This is a genomic window from Pelagibacterium nitratireducens, assembly GCF_037044555.1.
Lineage (GTDB): Bacteria > Pseudomonadota > Alphaproteobacteria > Rhizobiales > Devosiaceae > Pelagibacterium > Pelagibacterium nitratireducens.
The window spans coordinates 2,267,173-2,284,499 of record NZ_CP146275.1; the positions used below are offsets into that span (position 1 = coordinate 2,267,173).

The window sequence follows — 17,327 nt, forward strand, 5'->3', positions numbered from 1 at the left end:
ATTGGAGCCCGCCATGCAAGCCCGTCAATCCTTCTTGAGCGCCTTGAGCGCGGCAAACGGAGAGAGTTCGGCCGGATCGTCGCCCGTCAGATCGTCGGTCAGTTCGGCGCCGGGCTTGCGCGGGTAGAGGTCGATAGCAAGCGCGAAGACTTCAAGGACCAGATCGGCCAGATCGATTTCATCGCCCTCGAAATAATCAGGGAGATCGTCGTCCTCGAGATTGACGAAGATTTCGGCACCAGCGGTCGCTTCGCTCGCCTCATCGTGACCGGGCAGAAAAACCCGATCGATCGGCTCGCTGATCTGTTGGGTCACCGGATCGCCGCTCACAACGCAAGGCTGGACCACAGTGCCATTGACATGGCCCTTGGCCTGGATGCCGCCGCGAAACCGGGTCGCTGTGACCTCGGCGGAAAATGCCGTGACCTCGCTCACCTTGAGCCGGTCGGCCAGCACCGCCCGCTGTTCGGCATCGGTCTGGATGGAAACGATCCGGCCGGCTGCCGGGATCTTGTCGATCCTGACCTTGGCATCGAGATCGAATTCATCGGGGCGTTGGCTCATTTGGGATCTCCGAACGTCACGCTGCCGGCCATGATCTGCCCGACAGGTTGGGATTTGAGCGTCTGGTCGCACTCCAGAATATAATCGGCAAACCGCTCGGTCTGCGGATGGGTTGCACCGTCGTGAAAATTCCGGGACACAAAATCGATGAGCCGCGCCCGATCCCCCGAATCCAGAATCGAGGAGAGATTGGACAACATGCCGTAAAACAGGCTCCCCATCTTTTCGATCCGCTTGCCGACGGAAAGATCGCCCACCCCCATTTCACGCAGCGAACGATCCATGTCATGGAAAAAGCAGTCGAACACGTTCTGGGAAAAATCCCTGCTTTGCCGTTCGCTCGAGCGCAAACGCCGGAAAACGAGGGCCGCGTGCAGGCTGATCATGTCGAACCGGCCGGTCAGCGTGTCGGCCACGCCCCATTGTGCATAGAAAATCTCGCGCCGGGATTGCGCCACAATGGCATTATAGACGGCATAGACGGGCTCGGAGAGCTTGGGCTTGCGAAATAAGGACAGGATCATTTCTTGGGGTCTCACAACGAGAAAAGCTGGCCGGTCGCATGCTCAATTCGATTGGCGGCTTGCCAGAGTCGTGCCCGGACGGCTAAACAACACCAAAATCCCTGGCGCTTTGTCGCGAGGCTATAGTCGAGAGAGCTGAGGAAAGTCAATTCATGACCCTGCGTCCCGCCCTTGTCCGCCTGTCCCCTATTGCCGCGGCAATTGCCCTTGGCCTGACCCTGTCGGCCTGTTCGGGAACCGGATTGGTTTCCCAACGTACCCAGGGCTATGTGCTGCCCGACGATGCCATCACCCAGGTCCGACCGGGCTCGAGCCAGGACTTCGTCCGCATCGTTCTCGGATCGCCACAGACGACCAGCACCTTTGGTGGCGAAACGGCCTGGTACTATGTCGAGACGAAAGTCACCCAGACGGCGTTCGGCCTGACCAGCATTCAGGAGCGCACGGTGCTGGCCGTCTATTTCGGTGCCGACGGGCGGGTTACCGACCGCGCGCTCTATTCGCTTGAGGACGGTCGGGCCTTTGCCATCGAGCAGCGCCGCACCGGATCGTTCGGCGAAGACCGCAACTTCGTGGAATCGCTGCTGGCCTCAATCTGAGGCCAGCGCCTGCCGGCCGATGCGGCGGGTGCGCAGATCGTCCCAGCCCAAAAGCAGAATGGCCGAAACCGCGATCGGCAGCGCTATCAGGTTGACCGCTTCCCAGCCGAAAAAGTTCAGCGCCAGCCCGGCGCCGATCGAGCCTATGGCGTTCGAGCCGAACACCAGTTGTTCGTTGAGCGCCTGAACCTTGGCCCCCTCTTCAGGCCGGTAGCTTTTGGTCAGCAGCACCGTCGAGCCGATAAAACCGAAATTCCAGCCCATCCCGAGCAACACCAGTCCGAGATCGAAATGGAACGTGGTGGTGCCCATGAGCGCCGTGCCCACGCTGAAAATAATCAGCAGCATGCCGATTGCTACTGTCAGGTGGGTCCCGATGCGCTTGATGATTTCGCCGGTGACAAAGCTGGGCGCAAACATGGCCACGATATGCCACTGAATGGCGTTGGCCGCATCGGCGGGCGCGTGCCCGCATAGATGCACCATGGCAAGCGGCGCGGCGACCATGACAAAGGTCATGAGCGAAAAACTCGCCATGCCCGTCAGCACCGGCACGAACACCGCCGGGGTCCGGATCATGGCTTTGAGCGGGCGCCCCTGCTCGGATACGGGCCGTTTGGCCTCGCCTTTCGGCAAGCGCGTAAAGCTGAGAAGCAGCATGGATACCAGCGACAGGCCCGCCAGCGCAATGAACGAGCCGGCATAAAGGGCGTCAGGTATGGCTTCGGAGGTTATTGAAGCCAGCCGTGGGCCGAGGAAGCCCGCCAGCACCCCGCCGAAGAGCACCCAGGACACGGCACGCGCCTTGGCGCTTTCAGGAACGCTGTCGGCGGCCGCGAAGCGATATTGCTGGCCGAAGGCTCCCGCAGCGCCAATCAGCAGCATCGAGGCCGAAAAGATCAGGAAGCTGTCGAGATAGATGCCAAGGGCAGCCAGAAGACCACCACACCCGGCAATTGCGGCCCCGAGCAGGAAGCCGCGCGTGCGGCCCAGCCGATGCAGTGCGAGGGCCGCCGGCCCGGCCATCAATGCAACGCCGAGAATCATCGCGGTGGTCGGCAGTGTTGCAAAGGCCGGATCGAAAGCGAGATAGGCGCCGGCCAGAGCACCGACCGCCATCACCATGCCCTGTGACGACCCCGCGATGGCCTGCGCACCGGAAAGAAAGAAGATGTTGCGCATACTGGCCATGGCGATGCTTTCAGGACTCAGGCGTTGGGGTTTTCGCCGCCACCATAGCCCTCGGAATATTTTCGCGCCACGGCGTCGAGCACGCCATTGACCATGCCGGGCACTTCGTCCTCGTAAAAGGCGTTGGCGACGTCCACATATTCGCGGATCACCACCTTGAAGGGGATGTCCTTGCGCATGGTGAGTTCGAACACCCCGGCGCGCAGAAGCGCCCGAAGCGTCGCGTCGATGCGGGTCATGGGCCAGCCCCTCTGCAGGGCCGTGTTGATGACCGGATCGAGCTTGACCTGATTGGCGACGACCCCGCGCACGATGTGGCGGAAATAATCGGCATCGGCGGGCAGATACTGCTCACCCTCCAGTTCGCGCCCCAGCCGAAAACTTTCGAACTGGCTGAGCGTCTCTTCCAGCGTCTGTTCGCCCACATCCATCTGATAGAGGGCCTGAACGGCGGCGAGGCGGGCCGATCCGCGCTGATTTGCAGGCCTAGGCTCGTTCTGGTCGGCCATCGATCAATCCTCCATCAGCAGCGCACGCAGCGCCGCCATGGTCATGGCGGCAACAGCCGCGCCGCCGCCCTTGTTCTGATCGGAGACCCTGGCGCGTGCCCAGGCCTGCGCTTCATTTTCGACGGTCAGAATGCCATTGCCCAGCGCGATCCCGTCGGCGACCGAGAGATCCATCAGCGCCCGCGCGCTTTCTCCCGAGACGATCTCGTAATGGGTTGTCTCGCCCCGGATGACGCAGCCGAGCGCCACATAGCCATCATATTCGTCACCCTTGAGTTCAGACGCCATGGCAATCGCAGCGGGGATTTCCAGCGCGCCGGGAACGGTCAGCACCTCGTAGGTCGCGCCGGCCTTCTCAAAGGCCGTCGTCGCGCCTTCAAGCAGGGCGTCGGCGAGTTCGGTATAAAAGCGGGCCTCAACGATGAGGTAATGCTGGCCTTCGGCCGAGCCGGGCGCAATCGCGAAAATGTCGCCAGAACTGGCCATCATCTAATCCTGTCGGGTTCAAAAATGCGCTGCGCCATCGGTCGTCCGGCGCTACGCCAATTTTATTGGGATTTCTCCATGAGGCGCGCGGCATAGCGCGCCATCAGGTCAACTTCAAGATTTACCGCGTCGCCCTCGCCATAGTCGGGCCAGTTTGTCGCGGAAAGGGTGTGCGGGATCAGATGGACCGAAAAACGGTTGCCGTCCACCCAATTGACGGTCAGCGAGGTGCCGTTGAGCGCCACACCGCCCTTTTTGGCGATGAAATGGGACAGATCGTCCGGCGCCTGCAAGGTAAAGGTGATCTGGTCGCCGGTATCCCTGCGCTCCACGATCGTCGCCAGCCCGTCCACATGACCGGAAACGATATGTCCGCCAAGCTCGTCCCCGACCTTGAGCGACCGTTCGAGGTTGATGCGGCGGCCCTCGGCCCAGCCGCCCACACGCGTCACATCGAGCGTCTCACGGGCCGCGAACACGTCAAACCAGTTCTGGCCGGCTTCGCTCCCTTTGTCGGTCACGGTCAGGCAGATGCCTTCGCACATGATCGAGGCGCCCAGATCTATGGTTTGCGGGTCATAGCGCGTGCCGATACGCAGCTTGCGCCCGTCATTGCGGTCTTCGACCACCAAAAGCGTGCCGATGTCGGTGATGATGCCGGTAAACATGGGATCAGACTTTCTCGAATGTGGTGAGCATATCGCACCCCAGCGGCCGGCTTTCAACCACGCTAAAGCCCAGTTCGGCCAAACGCTCCGGCAGAGATGCGTGAACAGTGGCCCCGACACCGTTCGCACCGATCTCCACATCGCTTTGGAGCAAATGAAACCGGTCGATCAGCCCGGCATCGAGCAGAGCATCGTTGAGCCCGGCCCCGCCTTCGACAAGCACGCTGCCGATGCCTCTTCTGGCCAGTGCCTGCAAGCCTTCATCAAGGTCCGGCCTGCCCGCCTTGCCGGCAACGCCAAGGATTTCCGCATGTTGAGAAAATGATTCAAGGTGCGTGTTTTCTGCAATGATTACAGTTTGTTGGGCCGTAGAGACGGCAAACTGATTCAGGCTTTGGGGCAATTGGGATCGCCCCGCGACCAAGACTCGCAGCGGCGCCCTGCCCTCCAACCCGGCCAGCCGGACATTGAGCCTTGGATCGTCCAGCCGCGCCGTTGCCGCGCCGACCATTATCGCATCGGACACCGCCCTTTGCATATGCGCCCAGCGCCGTGCCTCTTCGCCGGTTATCGCCACATTGCCGCGTTCGGTGCGCCCGATCATGCCGTCGCGCGACACGGCCAGCTTGGCGGCAACGAATGGCCGCCCGCGTCGGACACGCGAGAAAAAGCCCTCGTGCAGCCTTTCGATGGATCGCAAATTGTCCCCGACAACGACCTCGATCCCGGCGGCGCGCATTTTGGCGATGCTCTGGCCCCCGGTGCGGGGATCGGGATCGGACGCGCCGCATACAACCCGTGCGACGCCGGATTCGAGCACGGCATCGACGCAGGGCGGGGTTTTGCCCCAGTGATTGCAGGGTTCGAGTGTGACGTAGAGCGTCGCGCCCCTTGCCCCCTGCCCGGCCATGGCAAGCGCGGGGGGTTCGGCGTGCGGCCTGCCGCCGGTGGCGGTCACACCACGCCCCAGCACCCTGCCGTCAGGAGAAACCACGATGGCCCCGACAGTGGGATTTTCCGCCGTGGTTCCGCGATACGGGATCGCGATGCGGGCGGCGGCTTCGAGCCAGCGCAGATCGGCCGGCATGATCTCATTGCGACGAGTCACGTCCACGACAATGATCTCAATTTTGGTCTGGTCGCGCTTTCGAGCCGCAAAAGTGGTGTCCCCTTTTGCCCAAAGCGCTCCTGGTCACTCACCCCTGATCCTCGGGATCGTCACCGCCCATTTCGGTCAGAAAAGACTGGAAATCGTCGGCGCTGGAGAAATTCTTGTAGACCGAGGCAAAGCGCACAAAGGCCACGTCGTCCAGGCCCTTGAGCCCTTCCATGACGTATTCGCCAATCTGATCGGAGGTCACTTCGACGTCGCCCACGCTTTCGAGCTGGCGCACGACGCCCGAAATCATCCGCTCGGCGGTCTCAGGGTCGACCTGACGTTTGCGTAAAGCGGTGTTGACCGAACGCGCCAGCTTTTCGCGGTCGAAAGGAACCTTGCGGCCCGATTTCTTGACCACGATCAGATCGCGCAACTGCACGCGCTCGAATGTGGTGAACCGGCCGCCGCAGCCGTTGCAGACGCGGCGGCGGCGGATGGCGTTGGAGTCCTCGGTCGGCCGGGAATCCTTGACCTGCGTGTCATCGTTCCCGCAATAGGGGCAGCGCATGGGCTTATCCGTAAATGGGGAATCTGGCGGTCAGCTCAAGGACCTTTTCCTTGACCTGGGCTTCGACGGCCCCGTTGTTTTCCTCGCCGTTGGCGGCAAGGCCATCAACCACTTCGACCATGAACGCGCCGACCAGCCGGAATTCCTCGACGCCAAAGCCGCGCGAGGTCGCCGCCGGGGTGCCGACGCGGACGCCCGAGGTGATCGCGGGTTTTTCAGGGTCGAAGGGCACGGCATTCTTGTTGCAGGTGATGTTGGCGCGCTCGAGAGCCGCTTCCGTCGCCTTGCCGGTCGCCGATTTGGGCCGCAGATCGACCAGCATCAGATGGTTGTCGGTGCCGCCCGTGGCGATTTCCAGACCGCCCTTGACCAGCGTTTCGGCCAGCACCTGCGCATTGTCCACCACTTGGCGGGCGTAAGCCGCAAATTCCGGTGTCAGCGCTTCGCCAAAGGCCACGGCCTTGCCGGCGATGACATGCATCAGCGGCCCGCCCTGGATACCGGGGAAGATGGCCGAATTGACCTTCTTGGCAATGGCTTCGTCATTGGTGAGGATCAGCCCGCCGCGCGGCCCGCGCAGCGTCTTGTGGGTCGTTGTCGTCGCCACATGGGCGTGCGGGAACGGGTTGGGATAGACGCCGGCCGCGACAAGGCCCGCCACATGCGCCATATCGACGAACAGATATGCGCCCACCTCATCGGCAATCGCGCGGAATGCCGCCCAGTCGAGAATGCGCGAATAGGCCGAAAAGCCCGCCACGATCATCTTGGGCTGATGTTCATGGGCCAGCTGGCGCACCTGGTCCATGTCCACGCGCCCGTCCTGCTGGCGCACGCCGTACTGGATGGCGTTGAACCATTTTCCCGACTGGTTGGGCTTGGCGCCGTGGGTCAGGTGCCCGCCAGCGTCGAGGCTCATGCCCAAAATGGTATCGCCGGGCTGGAGCAATGCCTGATAGACACCCTGATTGGCCTGCGAGCCTGAATTGGGCTGAACGTTTGCGAATTCGCAGCCGAACAGTTCCTTGGCGCGGTCGATGGCGAGTTGCTCGACCACATCGACAAACTGGCAGCCGCCATAATAGCGCCGCCCCGGATAGCCTTCCGCATATTTGTTGGTCATCACCGAGCCCTGCGCCTCGAGCACGGCCCTGGACACGATGTTTTCCGACGCGATCAGTTCAATCTCGTGCTGCTGGCGGCCGAGTTCGTCGGCAATCGCCTTGGCAACCACCGGATCGTGGTCGGCAATGGTGCGCGTGAAGAAATCGGGAAAAAGCGGTGCTGTTGCGGTGGCGCTCATGGGCGGGCCCTCGACCTGTTGCGGAAAGATGCTGGTGGCAAGCAAGCGCGATCCGCATAGCACGGAGGCTCCTGCGATTCCAAGCACAGATCGGGCCTAACGCGCCTGCGGGTTCTCTCGTTCGATCCGGCGGCGCAGCTTGGCGAGCGCGAGGTTCTTCATCTGGGCTTCGGTGGCCGTGGTCGGCGCTATGGCCACGACCTCGATGCCGGTCTCGACATCGATGGCGGCGACGCGGATCTGGGGACCGGCCTGACGGAACTCGAAAAGCACCTCGCGGCCTGCCCCCATATCAAAAATCCCCGCTGTTGCCCGGTCAGGCACTGATTTCGGGGAAATCGACCTTGCCCTGAGCGTCGTACTCGTAAACGTCGTCGCGGAAGCTTACGACGCCGTTCCGGTTCGCCCAAGCGGTAAAATAGGTCATGAAGATCGGCACGGGATTGGACACGGCGGCATCGATCCGCTCACCGGAGGCGAAGTTGGCGTTCACATCAATGATGTCGTACCCGGAATCGCGCAGGATCCAGGCAACGAACTCGGCCACATTGGCGACGCGGACGCAGCCCGAGGAATGGAAACGTGCATTTTCCGCGAACAAGCCCTGCTGGGGCGTATCGTGAAGATAGACGGCGTGCGGGTTGTGGAAGTTGATCTTGACGTGGCCCATCGAGTTCTGGGCGCCCGGATCCTGCCGGAACGTATAGTTCGTGGCCTCTTCGGTCGACCAGTCGATGGCGCTCTGGGGCACCTCGTTGCCGCTGCCATCGAGGATGCGGATCGAGTACTCGTCGAGGTAATTGGGGTTGTCGTTGACCAGCCCGATGATGTCGCGGCGAATGATCGAGACCGGCACCGTCCAGAAAGGATTGAAATTGATCTGGTGGATGCGGCTGCGCAGGATCGGGGTCTGGCGGTCGATCTTGCCGACCACGGCCGTATGCCGGCGCGCCACCTGCCCGCCCTCGGTGGCCTCGATGGCGGCGGCGGGAATGTTGACGTTGACGTAACGGTCCTCGAGCTTGCCTTCCAGGCCGCGCACGCGCTCGATGTTGAGCTTGATCTGGTTGAGGCGGGTCGAGGCCGGAACCTTCATGGCCCAATAGGTGTATTCGTCGACCATGCCGTTGATCTGCAGGCCGTGCCGTGCCTGAAAGCCGCGAACCGCGCCGTCCAGTTGGGCGTCGAACTCGTCCGACAAAGGCGTGTCGCGCGGCAGGTCGCCGGTGTGTGCCAGATAGGTCCGCAGATCGCGCACCGGGGCGCGATCCGATCCCAGACCGAGCCGGAAAATCGATTCAGGCATGTCGGGCCAGCCGCCGATGGCGTTGAGGCGCTCGTAATACTCGGCAACACGCTGCAGATTGTATTCGGTATCGACCGAAATGATCGGATCGGTTCCGCCAATGGCGTTCATGGCCGTGCTGGAATTGAGCTCCAGCTGTTCCTGCGTCACCACCTTGCGGCCGCCGCCGAAGAGCGATTGAGACAGAGCGGGCATCGGAAAAGCCGCCGTCGCCGCAAGGGCGGACAGACCCGTCACGACCGAACGCCGATTGAGTTTTCCTTTTAAGTCGCGCATCGCGTAAGTTCACCTATCGAGAGAGCCGGGAAGCCGAGCGGTCCTTTTGCCCGATGGCGCGCAAGACCACAACGCCGCTCACCGGACTTTGACCACCTTGCAGCTGGCTAAGCTGTCCAATGGAAAATCCGGAATGCGTCATATATCGACAACCGCCAGCTAGAAAGAGTTTGCGGCGCAAATGAGAAACGCCGGCCCCGGAGCCGGCGTTTGCCATGTCAGTGTGGCGGCAAAGCCACAATAAAGGATGTCTAGAGCTTGTAGAGGATCTGATCGACCCAGAAACGCTCGAGGCGCGAGAGGGCGGTGTTGAGCCCGGAAAAGTCCGATTCGCCCAGTCCACCGACCTTTTCGATCGAGTTGAGGTGGCGGTCGTAGAGTTCGTCGATCACCTCGGCGACCTCTTCACCCTTGGGCGTGAGGCGGATGCGCACCGAACGGCGGTCGGTCTTGGAGCGTTCCTGGAAGATATAGCCGGTATCGACCAGTTTCTTGAGGTTGTACGAGACATTCGAGCCCAGATAATAGCCCCGGGTGCGAAGTTCGCCGGCTGTCAATTCGCTGTCGCCGATGTTGAACATCAAGAGAGCCTGGACCGGGTTGATGTCGTCCCATCCCATGCGGTCGAACTCGTCCTTGACCAGGTCGAGGAGCCGGCGGTGCAGGCGTTCGACGCGGGATACGGCCTCGAGATAGAGCGGCTTTAAGCTCCTGGGTTCATCGGCCTTTGCAGCGGAAAGATTGTTAGCCATTGGTTCTGCCTCACTGTAATTTTTTAGCGCGATTTTTCGCGTCTGTGAGGGCAATCTAGCGGGCTGCCGATAAGATCGGTTTAAGAGACAGCCTTAATGTTATCTTACGGGGAAACTTGAGTTTTTTTGGTTTTCAGTTCCTTACACCCGTATCGAAAACTGTAACCTTTACGGCTCGTTACGAAGGCAAAGCCCCGGATGGCGTGACGCCCACCGGACACCCGGACGGCTGTCCATCGCCCGACGGGCAACGCCCGTTCCTAATCGGCCAGCTGTCTTTGCACCCAAAGCTGGGCGAGCGCCAAAAGGGCAAAAGTTGCCAGCATGACCCCAAGTTTGAAGATAAAACTCCACAAACCCAAACTAACCCAATTGCTGCCCGCCAGATAAAAGCCGATCTCGATGACCAGCGAGGCGGCGAGCACGATGGCGCCCCATGACGATTGTATCCACAAGCCGACTGAGGCGAACAGGCGCATCAGCGTCAGCGCCGAGAGCAGCACGAAGCCCATGGTTCCCATGAGGACGACGGGACTTGCCGATCCGCTCCCCAGACCGAGCAGACGCGCCGCGTCGCCGAGCCCGATGAACAGGCTGAGCAGCGCCAGTATGCGGGCAACCAGCCCGAGCGGTTCGTTTCTGAAATCCATGGAACATTCCCCGGTCAGCCTGAGCTAACGTGATTTGGGCGGACGGGACAAGTTCTGATTGGCCCTCCCGCGTCGTCTGGTCCCTTTGCGCAGCGATTGCAGGCTGATATTGAGCGGATCGAAATTGTTTTTGACGTGGCCTCGTTGTCTTCATCTGATTTGACCCGTCAAATCAGATGAAGCGAGACACTATGAAGACTGGACGGATCGATGAGCTTTGAAAAGCACGACATGGACTTTCTCGGCGGGCGGCGGTTGCGCAGGCCGCGCATGGCGGGCTGGAGCCGCAGCCTTGTGGCCGAGAACGTGCTGACCCCTGCCGATCTGATCTGGCCGATCTTCGTGGTCGAAGGGCAAAACGAGCGCCAGCCGGTTGCGACCATGCCGGGGGTGGAGCGCTTGAGCATCGATCTGGCGGTAGAGGCGGCCAGGGCTGCGCATGCCGAAGGCATTCCGGCCATGGCGCTGTTTCCCAACACCGATCCTTCCAAACGCACCGAGGACGGCATCGAGGCGACCAATCGCGACAACCTGGTGTGCCGCACGCTCTCGGCCATCAAGGACGCGGTGCCCGACATCGGGCTGGTGGCCGATGTGGCGCTCGATCCTTACACCAGCCACGGCCATGACGGGGTGATGGCGGGCGAAGAGATCCTCAACGACGAGACCGTTTCCATCCTCGTCAAACAGGCGCTGGTTCAGGCGCAGTCCGGGGCCGACGTGATCGCGCCCTCCGACATGATGGACGGGCGCATCGGGGCGATCCGCGCAGCGCTCGACGATGAGGGTTTCGAAAAGACCATAGTCCTTTCCTATGCCGCCAAATACGCCTCGGCGTTCTATGGCCCGTTCCGCGACGCCGTGGGGTCGGGCGCCCGGCTCAAGGGCACCAAGCTCTCCTACCAGATGGACCCGGCCAATGCCGAAGACGCCATCCGCGAGGTGGAGCAGGATCTGGCCGAGGGCGCCGACTGGATCATGGTCAAGCCCGGCATGCTCTATCTCGACATCTGCCGCATGCTCAAGGACCGCTTCGACGTGCCGGTGTTCGCCTACCAGATCTCAGGCGAATACGCGATGATCGCCCACGCGGCGCAGGCCGGCATTCTGGACCGCGAGGCCGCGATGGCCGAAAGCCTGATGGCCTTCAAGCGCGCCGGCTGCTCGGGGATTCTCACCTATTTCGCGCTGGACATGGCCCGTAAGATCAACGGGTAGGACCCGGGATGGGTCGCGGACCGTCCGCATCCCGATCAACCGCGCCAGAAAAGCGCGGTCGCCGCCCTTGGCAGGCTCAATGCCCGCCTTCGACTATGTCGGAGATCGCCTGGCGAATAATGTCTGGGCTGTCGATAACAATCGTCTCGTGAGCGCTCTGCTCCGCGAGCACATATTTGCGGTTCGGCGCACCAGCTGTAAAACTCTGGTGGGCGGCTCGCCACGCATCGGCCACGGGACCCTCTTCGCCGAACGGAGTCTCCTCCGCCCCGATGACGACGACCGGGACCGAAACTGGCCAAACTGCCCTGTGGAAGGCGCGCGAGACCTCCTCAAAAGATTGAGCCACGGCAATCAGTTGCCGATTTGCTGGGGTAGACGGGGCATCCTCAAGCTCGGCGATCATTGGAGTGTATTCAGCGGATAGGGCCGCGACCATGTCATCGGTGTAGAAGTCAGGCACATTGGCGTCCACCAAGACGACACCCTTGAACCAGGACGGCTGCTGAATGGTCAGGAATGTGGCGATTTCACCGGCGATCGAGTGGGAAACCAGAACCACGTCCTGGGTCGCCCCAAGCTCGCGGAGCCCAGTCTCCAGATCGTCGGTTGCAGCGTCGAGGTCCCAAGGTCCCGGCACTTCATCGCTCGCGCCCATGCCAGCCCGGTCATAGGTAATCACTTTTGACCCGGTGCGCTCTGCCAGATCGAGCGCAAAGCCCGTCCAATAAGACGAATCGTTGCCGCCACCAGCATCGAGGACAATTACCGGATCTGCGCCTGGAATGATGTTGAAGGCGAGCCTGTGGTCGCCATTGGAGATCATTCGGCTTTCAATCTCGTTCGATAAAGGGGCCGCAGCCGACGATAGAAAGAGCAGCACCCCCAGGCCCGCAGCTTTAAGAAATATCATGGTCATGCCCTGTGTTGAATTGATGATGCTGCAACGTGCTATATCGCGTCGCAACAAGAAACACTCTCAGTCCTAGCTGCCGAGTGCGACAGTTGATTGCCCTCGGACGAGAAACCACGCCATTTATCTCGCAATGACCGCATCGGTCGCGCCCTGCCCGTCCATGCCGCCCCCAAGCCTCTTATTTCCACAACCGGCCGCATCACCACCATCATGCCCCTCTCCCCTAACCCGGCGGCGTCGACAGCGTCTCAATAACCCGACATTGGGCGATCCGGCCCTGCCGGCATTGGTCGAGCATGGTGGACAGTTCGGCCTTCAGCGCGGTCAGCCGCGAAATGCGCAGTTCGATTTCGGCAAGGCGGCCCGAGGCGATGGCGTCGACCTGGGCGCAGGACTGGTCGGGGTTGTCCTGCAGGCCCAGCATGGCGCGGATGGATTCGATCTCGAAGCCGAGTTGGCGCGCGTGGAGGATGAAGAACAGCCGGCGCACGCTTTCATCATCATAGAGGCGCCGATTGCCCGCCGTGCGGACCGGTGGGGGCAGCAGGCCGATCTGCTCGTAATAGCGGATGGTGGGGACTTTGACCCCGCTGCGGCGCGCGGCCTCGCCAATCGGGAAATCTTTCATTTCACGCTTGCTCCTCTAGTCGCTGGAGATTCTAGCATCGGAGCGATTTGAATGGAAAGGGGCTCCCATGAGCGGATCGTGCTGCAATCACAACGACGCGGATCAAGCGGCGAGAGCACAGGCCGACACAATTTATCGCCGCGTCCTGTGGGCCGTGCTGGCGATCAATGCCGTGATGTTCGTTGTCGAAATCGGCGCCGGCATCGCCTCGCGCTCGGCATCGTTGCAGGCCGACGCGGTCGATTTTCTCGGCGACGCGGCAAACTATGGCATCAGCCTTTTCGTGGTGGGGCACGCCCTGCACATCCGCGCCCGGGCATCGCTGGCCAAGGCGCTGACCATGGGCGCATTCGGGATTTGGGTGCTGGGCGTTGCCGGCTGGAACGTCATGACCGGGGCAACGCCCCATGCCTATACGATGGGCATCGTAGGGTTCAGCGCCCTTGCCGCCAATGGAGCGAGCTTTGGCCTGCTTTGGCGCTTCCGCGAAGGTGATAGCAACATGCGCTCGGCGTGGATCTGCACGCGCAACGACGTGGTGAGCAATATCGCCGTGCTGCTGGCCGCGCTGGGCGTGTTCGGGACCGGCACGGGCTGGCCGGACGTTCTGGTGGCGTCGATCATGGGCATTCTGGCGCTTCAAGGGGCGACGGTCGTCACCAGGCAGGCGCTTGCCGAGTTGCGGCCATTCAGTGTGCGGCCCGCCGAATAGCGAGCGCTGAACGCACGGCCGGTGATCGGGCTGGCGTCCGGGCGCGTATAAAACGCCATGACCGAAGCCACGCAAGCCCTCATCATAGGTTCGACAGGCGGGATCGGGCGCGCGCTCGTCGAACAGGTTCGCGCCTCGGGACGCTACGATCTGGTCACCGCCCTGTCGCGGTCCAGCAGCCCGGCGATCGATATCACCGACGAGGCCTCGATCGTATCGGCCATCGATGCGGTTGCGGGCCAAGGCGTGCTGCGGCTGGTGATCCTTGCAACCGGCTTTCTGCATCACGGCGCCATCGGGCCCGAAAAGGCCAACAGGCACTTGCGCGGCGAGGCTCTTGCGCAGGCGTTCGCCGTCAACACCATCGGCCCGGCCCTTGTCCTAAAGCACGTCCTGCCGCTCCTGCCCCGTTCGGGGCGTTCGGTGGTCATGGCGCTTTCGGCCAGGGTGGGCAGCATTTATGACAACAGGCTGGGGGGCTGGCACAGCTATCGGGCATCCAAGGCCGCGCTCAACCAGATCGTGCGCACCTGTGCCATCGAATTGGCGCGAACCCATCGAGACGCCGTTCTGGTCGCCATGCATCCGGGAACCGTCGATACGCCGCTTTCGCGGCCGTTCTCCCGGTCGGGCCTCGACGTGCAACAGCCCGAGGACGCCGCCGGAGCGATCCTTGCGGGCCTCGATACATTGACCCCATCGGAGTCCGGGCAATTTTTCGACCGGACCGGCAAACGATTGCCCTATTGAGCCGGGAAATCGTGGCCGTGGTCTTGTCATCGACGCCGACTGTACCAACATAATTCTCAACTTGAGGAGCACTGACCGTTGGCAACCGATTTTCTGGGGCGCATGCTGCGCCACGACCTTCCCAATCCCAACACGTCGCCCGAATTGTTCGACGGGATTCTGACGCGTCGGGTTATGGCTTTTCTGATCGACTGCGTCATCATGGGCGCGGCGATCCTCATCGTCACTCTGGTTGCCGGCATTCTGGGCATTTTCACGTTCGGTCTGACCTGGCTGTCCATCCCGCTGATCGTTCCGCTGACCTTTGTTGTCTATTACGCGGTGACGCTGGGTTCGGCGTCTCGCGCCACGCTGGGCATGCGGGCCACCGATATCGTGCTCACCCCGACGCGGGAGACGACGCTGGACGGGTGGATGGCGATGATTCATGTCGTGCTGTTCTGGATTTCGTGTTCCATCCTGACCCCGTTTATCGTTCTGATCGGGCTGTTCACACCGCGCCGCCAATTGCTGCACGATCTGGTGCTGGGCACCATGATGGTCCGCCGCTCGCCCATGGTACGGCACTGGCAGACCTACGCCCGTGCGGGCGACGCCGCCCAATAGGGCTCTTTCATCGCACTTTCGATCCGCAAAAAGCGGTGTCCGGCTCCTGCCGGCGCCGCTTTTGAGATTTGTCGCGTTGCACAGCGGGTTCGGTGCGATTACTATTGAATCCGAGCCGTTCGTTTTTCTGAAAAAGGCTTGAACGGCTTGAAATTTTCGGTTTGCCGCTGCTCATCGAGTGGCGTCGGACACCCCTGCGGGCCAAGCGAGTACCCTCATGGACCATACGCCGGAAAGCGCGCAGTTCTTTCTGACAGCCCCTTCGCCCTGTCCCTATCTCGAGGGCAGGCAGGAACGTAAGCTCTTTACGCACCTGTCCGGCCGGCGCGCCGCGGCGCTGCATCATTTGTTGTCCGATCACGGGTTCCGGCGTTCGCAAAACCTGATCTACCGCCCGGCATGTCTCGATTGCGACGCCTGCCAGTCGGTGCGTGTGCGCGCAGTCGATTTTTTCCCGGCCACCCGCCACCGGCGCAATCTCAAGCAAAATTCCGATATCGTGGCCGAAATGGTGGCCCCCATCGTTTCAGCCGAGCAATACGGGCTGTTCAAGCGCTATCTCGATGCGCGGCACGATGGCGGCGGCATGACCCAGATGAGCTATCTCGATTATGAGTTCATGGTCGAGGACACACCCGTCCAGTCCGTGCTCATCGAATACCGGCTGGCCGAGGACGGGCCGGACGGGGTGGCGGGCCAGCTTGTCGCCGTGGCGCTGACCGACCCCCTGCCCGACGGGCTTTCCATGGTCTACAGCTTTTTCGATCCGGCGCTGTCGCGTCGGGGCCTGGGCACCATGATGATTCTCGACCATATCGCCCGCGCCCGCGTCGCCGGTGGCTATCTCTATCTGGGATATTGGGTCAAGGATTCCCCGAAAATGGCCTACAAGGCCGCCTTCCAGCCCCTTGAGGTGCAGCGCGGCTCGCGCGGCTGGGTGGACCTCGACCCAGAGACCGGCGCGGAACCCGAATAGGTGGGCTCCATAGGCAAGATACTGGCCGCGCTGGTTGCCGCAGGCTATCTTTTGGTGTGCTGCCTTGTGGCGGGCATGGCGATCGTTGCGGTGCTGGGCTTTATCTACCCGGCCATGGATCTGTTCAACCACATCCAGCCGGTGCTGTTTTTCGGCCTTCTGGCGCTGCTCGTTGCCAGTCCGGTCTTTGTGCGCTTCCGCGCCCTGCGCGCCCTGGCGCTGAGTATCGCGGCGACGGGGTTCGTGGCTTCGAGCGCCATCTACATTCCCGAACTGGTCACCGGCCTTGTTACCCGCACCACTGTTGCGCAGGCAGAGCAGACCTACAGGCTGATGACCTTCAACGTGTTCGGGCGCAATGAGGAACCGGAAGCGATCGTTGCCAACATCACCGGGGTCGATCCCGACATCGTGGCGCTGCAGGAATACAGCCCCGGCCTGCGAAGCGTGGTTCATCCGCTCCTAACCGAGCGCTATCCCCATTTCCAGTACTGCGCCGGCGGCGAGCGGGCGTTTGTGGGCCTCTATTCACGGCTGCCGTTCGAGCCGCTCGATGCGGATGCCTGCTCATCCTCGATCATGAGCACCGACCGCACGGCGCGGATCATCGTGCGTTTCCAGACCGAGGCCGGCCCAGCCTTTTCGCTGGCCACGACCCATAATGACTGGCCGGCCCCCGTCACCCGGCAGGCCGAGCAGTTCGCAACGCTGCGCGAGGCGCTTTCGACGGTCGAGCCGCCGCTGATCCTTGTGGGGGATTTCAACTCGACGCCCTGGTCCTATGCCCTGCGCGGGTTCGTAAGCGCTGCGGGAATGATGCGCCACACCTACAACCTGCCGACCTTCCCAACGCTCTGGTACTATCTGCGCGACTGGCGGGCGATGTTCCCCATCCTGCCTATCGACCATGTGATGACGCGCGGCGCCATCGCCATCCACGACCTGCGCACCGGCGAACCGAGCGGCAGCGACCACCTGCCGATCATCGTGGATTTTTCGGTTGAGAGTGAGGGGCCTTGAGCGTCG

Annotated in this window: 22 protein-coding genes; 7 read left to right on the top strand and 15 right to left on the bottom strand. The window is 62.0% G+C overall.

What is annotated here, in order from left to right; translation table 11 throughout:
- Positions 1-24 precede the first annotated feature (24 nt).
- Together V6617_RS11255 and V6617_RS11260 are read right to left on the bottom strand one after the other, a co-directional pair.
- Complete coding sequence (locus V6617_RS11255) at positions 25-564, bottom strand: DUF177 domain-containing protein (RefSeq protein ID WP_338607062.1); 540 nt, start codon at positions 562-564, stop codon at positions 25-27.
- Positions 561-1,088 (bottom strand): ubiquinol-cytochrome C chaperone family protein, encoded by a 528-nt coding sequence (locus tag V6617_RS11260; protein ID WP_338607063.1) that lies wholly within the window; start codon positions 1,086-1,088, stop codon positions 561-563. Before V6617_RS11260 ends, V6617_RS11255 begins: the two co-directional genes overlap by 4 nt.
- A gap of 152 nt (positions 1,089-1,240) precedes the next feature.
- Here V6617_RS11260 and V6617_RS11265 point away from each other — a divergent pair, with 152 nt between their 5' ends.
- Positions 1,241-1,687: an outer membrane protein assembly factor BamE gene (locus tag V6617_RS11265; RefSeq protein ID WP_338607064.1), complete on the top strand. Its 447-nt coding sequence runs from the start codon at positions 1,241-1,243 to the stop codon at positions 1,685-1,687.
- On the opposite strand, the gene V6617_RS11270 is transcribed toward V6617_RS11265, so the two are convergent.
- From V6617_RS11270 to V6617_RS11320, 11 genes are all read right to left on the bottom strand, one after another.
- The gene (locus V6617_RS11270) at positions 1,679-2,878 is read right to left on the bottom strand and encodes an MFS transporter (protein WP_338607065.1); all 1,200 of its coding nucleotides are present in this window, start codon (positions 2,876-2,878) and stop codon (positions 1,679-1,681) included. The two genes, V6617_RS11265 and V6617_RS11270, sit on opposite strands and share 9 nt — an antisense overlap.
- Before the next feature lie 17 nt (positions 2,879-2,895).
- Positions 2,896-3,387, bottom strand: a complete 492-nt coding sequence (gene nusB / locus V6617_RS11275; RefSeq protein ID WP_338607066.1) for a transcription antitermination factor NusB — start codon at positions 3,385-3,387, stop codon at positions 2,896-2,898.
- A gap of 3 nt (positions 3,388-3,390) precedes the next feature.
- A complete protein-coding gene (ribH, locus tag V6617_RS11280) occupies positions 3,391-3,873 on the bottom strand; it encodes a 6,7-dimethyl-8-ribityllumazine synthase (RefSeq protein WP_338610696.1) in 483 nt (160 codons plus the stop codon).
- 62 nt (positions 3,874-3,935) lie between these two features.
- A complete protein-coding gene (locus tag V6617_RS11285) occupies positions 3,936-4,541 on the bottom strand; it encodes a riboflavin synthase (RefSeq protein WP_338607067.1) in 606 nt (201 codons plus the stop codon).
- 4 nt (positions 4,542-4,545) lie between these two features.
- Entirely contained in the window at positions 4,546-5,655 is a 1,110-nt protein-coding gene (gene ribD / locus V6617_RS11290) for a bifunctional diaminohydroxyphosphoribosylaminopyrimidine deaminase/5-amino-6-(5-phosphoribosylamino)uracil reductase RibD (RefSeq protein WP_338607068.1), read from the bottom strand.
- Positions 5,656-5,737: 82 nt separating this feature from the next.
- Positions 5,738-6,208 carry a transcriptional regulator NrdR gene (gene nrdR, locus V6617_RS11295; RefSeq protein ID WP_338607069.1) on the bottom strand — a complete coding sequence of 157 codons (471 nt, stop codon included), beginning with the start codon at positions 6,206-6,208 and terminating at the stop codon, positions 5,738-5,740.
- A 4-nt stretch (positions 6,209-6,212) separates the two neighbouring features.
- Positions 6,213-7,511, bottom strand: coding sequence for a serine hydroxymethyltransferase (gene glyA, locus V6617_RS11300; RefSeq protein ID WP_338607070.1), 1,299 nt, complete (start codon positions 7,509-7,511; stop codon positions 6,213-6,215).
- A 96-nt stretch (positions 7,512-7,607) separates the two neighbouring features.
- On the bottom strand, positions 7,608-7,802 hold the full coding sequence (locus tag V6617_RS11305) for a DUF6898 family protein (protein ID WP_338607071.1): 195 nt from the start codon (positions 7,800-7,802) through the stop codon (positions 7,608-7,610).
- 25 nt (positions 7,803-7,827) lie between these two features.
- Entirely contained in the window at positions 7,828-9,093 is a 1,266-nt protein-coding gene (locus tag V6617_RS11310; RefSeq protein WP_338607072.1) for a L,D-transpeptidase family protein, read from the bottom strand.
- Positions 9,094-9,344: 251 nt separating this feature from the next.
- Positions 9,345-9,845: a transcriptional regulator LdtR gene (ldtR, locus tag V6617_RS11315; protein ID WP_338607073.1), complete on the bottom strand. Its 501-nt coding sequence runs from the start codon at positions 9,843-9,845 to the stop codon at positions 9,345-9,347.
- A 260-nt stretch (positions 9,846-10,105) separates the two neighbouring features.
- Positions 10,106-10,495, bottom strand: coding sequence for a hypothetical protein (locus tag V6617_RS11320; protein WP_338607074.1), 390 nt, complete (start codon positions 10,493-10,495; stop codon positions 10,106-10,108).
- A gap of 210 nt (positions 10,496-10,705) precedes the next feature.
- On the opposite strand from V6617_RS11320, the gene hemB reads away from it, so the two are divergent.
- A complete protein-coding gene (gene hemB / locus V6617_RS11325) occupies positions 10,706-11,713 on the top strand; it encodes a porphobilinogen synthase (protein ID WP_338607075.1) in 1,008 nt (335 codons plus the stop codon).
- A gap of 76 nt (positions 11,714-11,789) precedes the next feature.
- Here hemB and V6617_RS11330 read toward each other — a convergent pair whose 3' ends face one another.
- Together V6617_RS11330 and V6617_RS11335 are read right to left on the bottom strand one after the other, a co-directional pair.
- On the bottom strand, positions 11,790-12,626 hold the full coding sequence (locus V6617_RS11330) for an alpha/beta hydrolase (RefSeq protein ID WP_338607076.1): 837 nt from the start codon (positions 12,624-12,626) through the stop codon (positions 11,790-11,792).
- A 226-nt stretch (positions 12,627-12,852) separates the two neighbouring features.
- Entirely contained in the window at positions 12,853-13,257 is a 405-nt protein-coding gene (locus tag V6617_RS11335; protein ID WP_338607077.1) for a helix-turn-helix domain-containing protein, read from the bottom strand.
- Between the two features lie 67 nt (positions 13,258-13,324).
- Between V6617_RS11335 and V6617_RS11340 the strand changes: the two genes are divergently transcribed.
- From V6617_RS11340 to V6617_RS11360, 5 genes are all read left to right on the top strand, one after another.
- A complete protein-coding gene (locus tag V6617_RS11340; RefSeq protein ID WP_338607078.1) occupies positions 13,325-13,969 on the top strand; it encodes a cation transporter in 645 nt (214 codons plus the stop codon).
- A 57-nt stretch (positions 13,970-14,026) separates the two neighbouring features.
- On the top strand, positions 14,027-14,719 hold the full coding sequence (locus V6617_RS11345; RefSeq protein WP_338607079.1) for an SDR family NAD(P)-dependent oxidoreductase: 693 nt from the start codon (positions 14,027-14,029) through the stop codon (positions 14,717-14,719).
- 78 nt (positions 14,720-14,797) lie between these two features.
- Positions 14,798-15,325, top strand: a complete 528-nt coding sequence (locus V6617_RS11350) for an RDD family protein (RefSeq protein ID WP_338607080.1) — start codon at positions 14,798-14,800, stop codon at positions 15,323-15,325.
- A 217-nt stretch (positions 15,326-15,542) separates the two neighbouring features.
- Complete coding sequence (locus tag V6617_RS11355; RefSeq protein WP_338607081.1) at positions 15,543-16,301, top strand: arginyltransferase; 759 nt, start codon at positions 15,543-15,545, stop codon at positions 16,299-16,301.
- A complete protein-coding gene (locus V6617_RS11360) occupies positions 16,302-17,321 on the top strand; it encodes an endonuclease/exonuclease/phosphatase family protein (RefSeq protein WP_338607082.1) in 1,020 nt (339 codons plus the stop codon).
- Positions 17,322-17,327 lie beyond the last annotated feature (6 nt).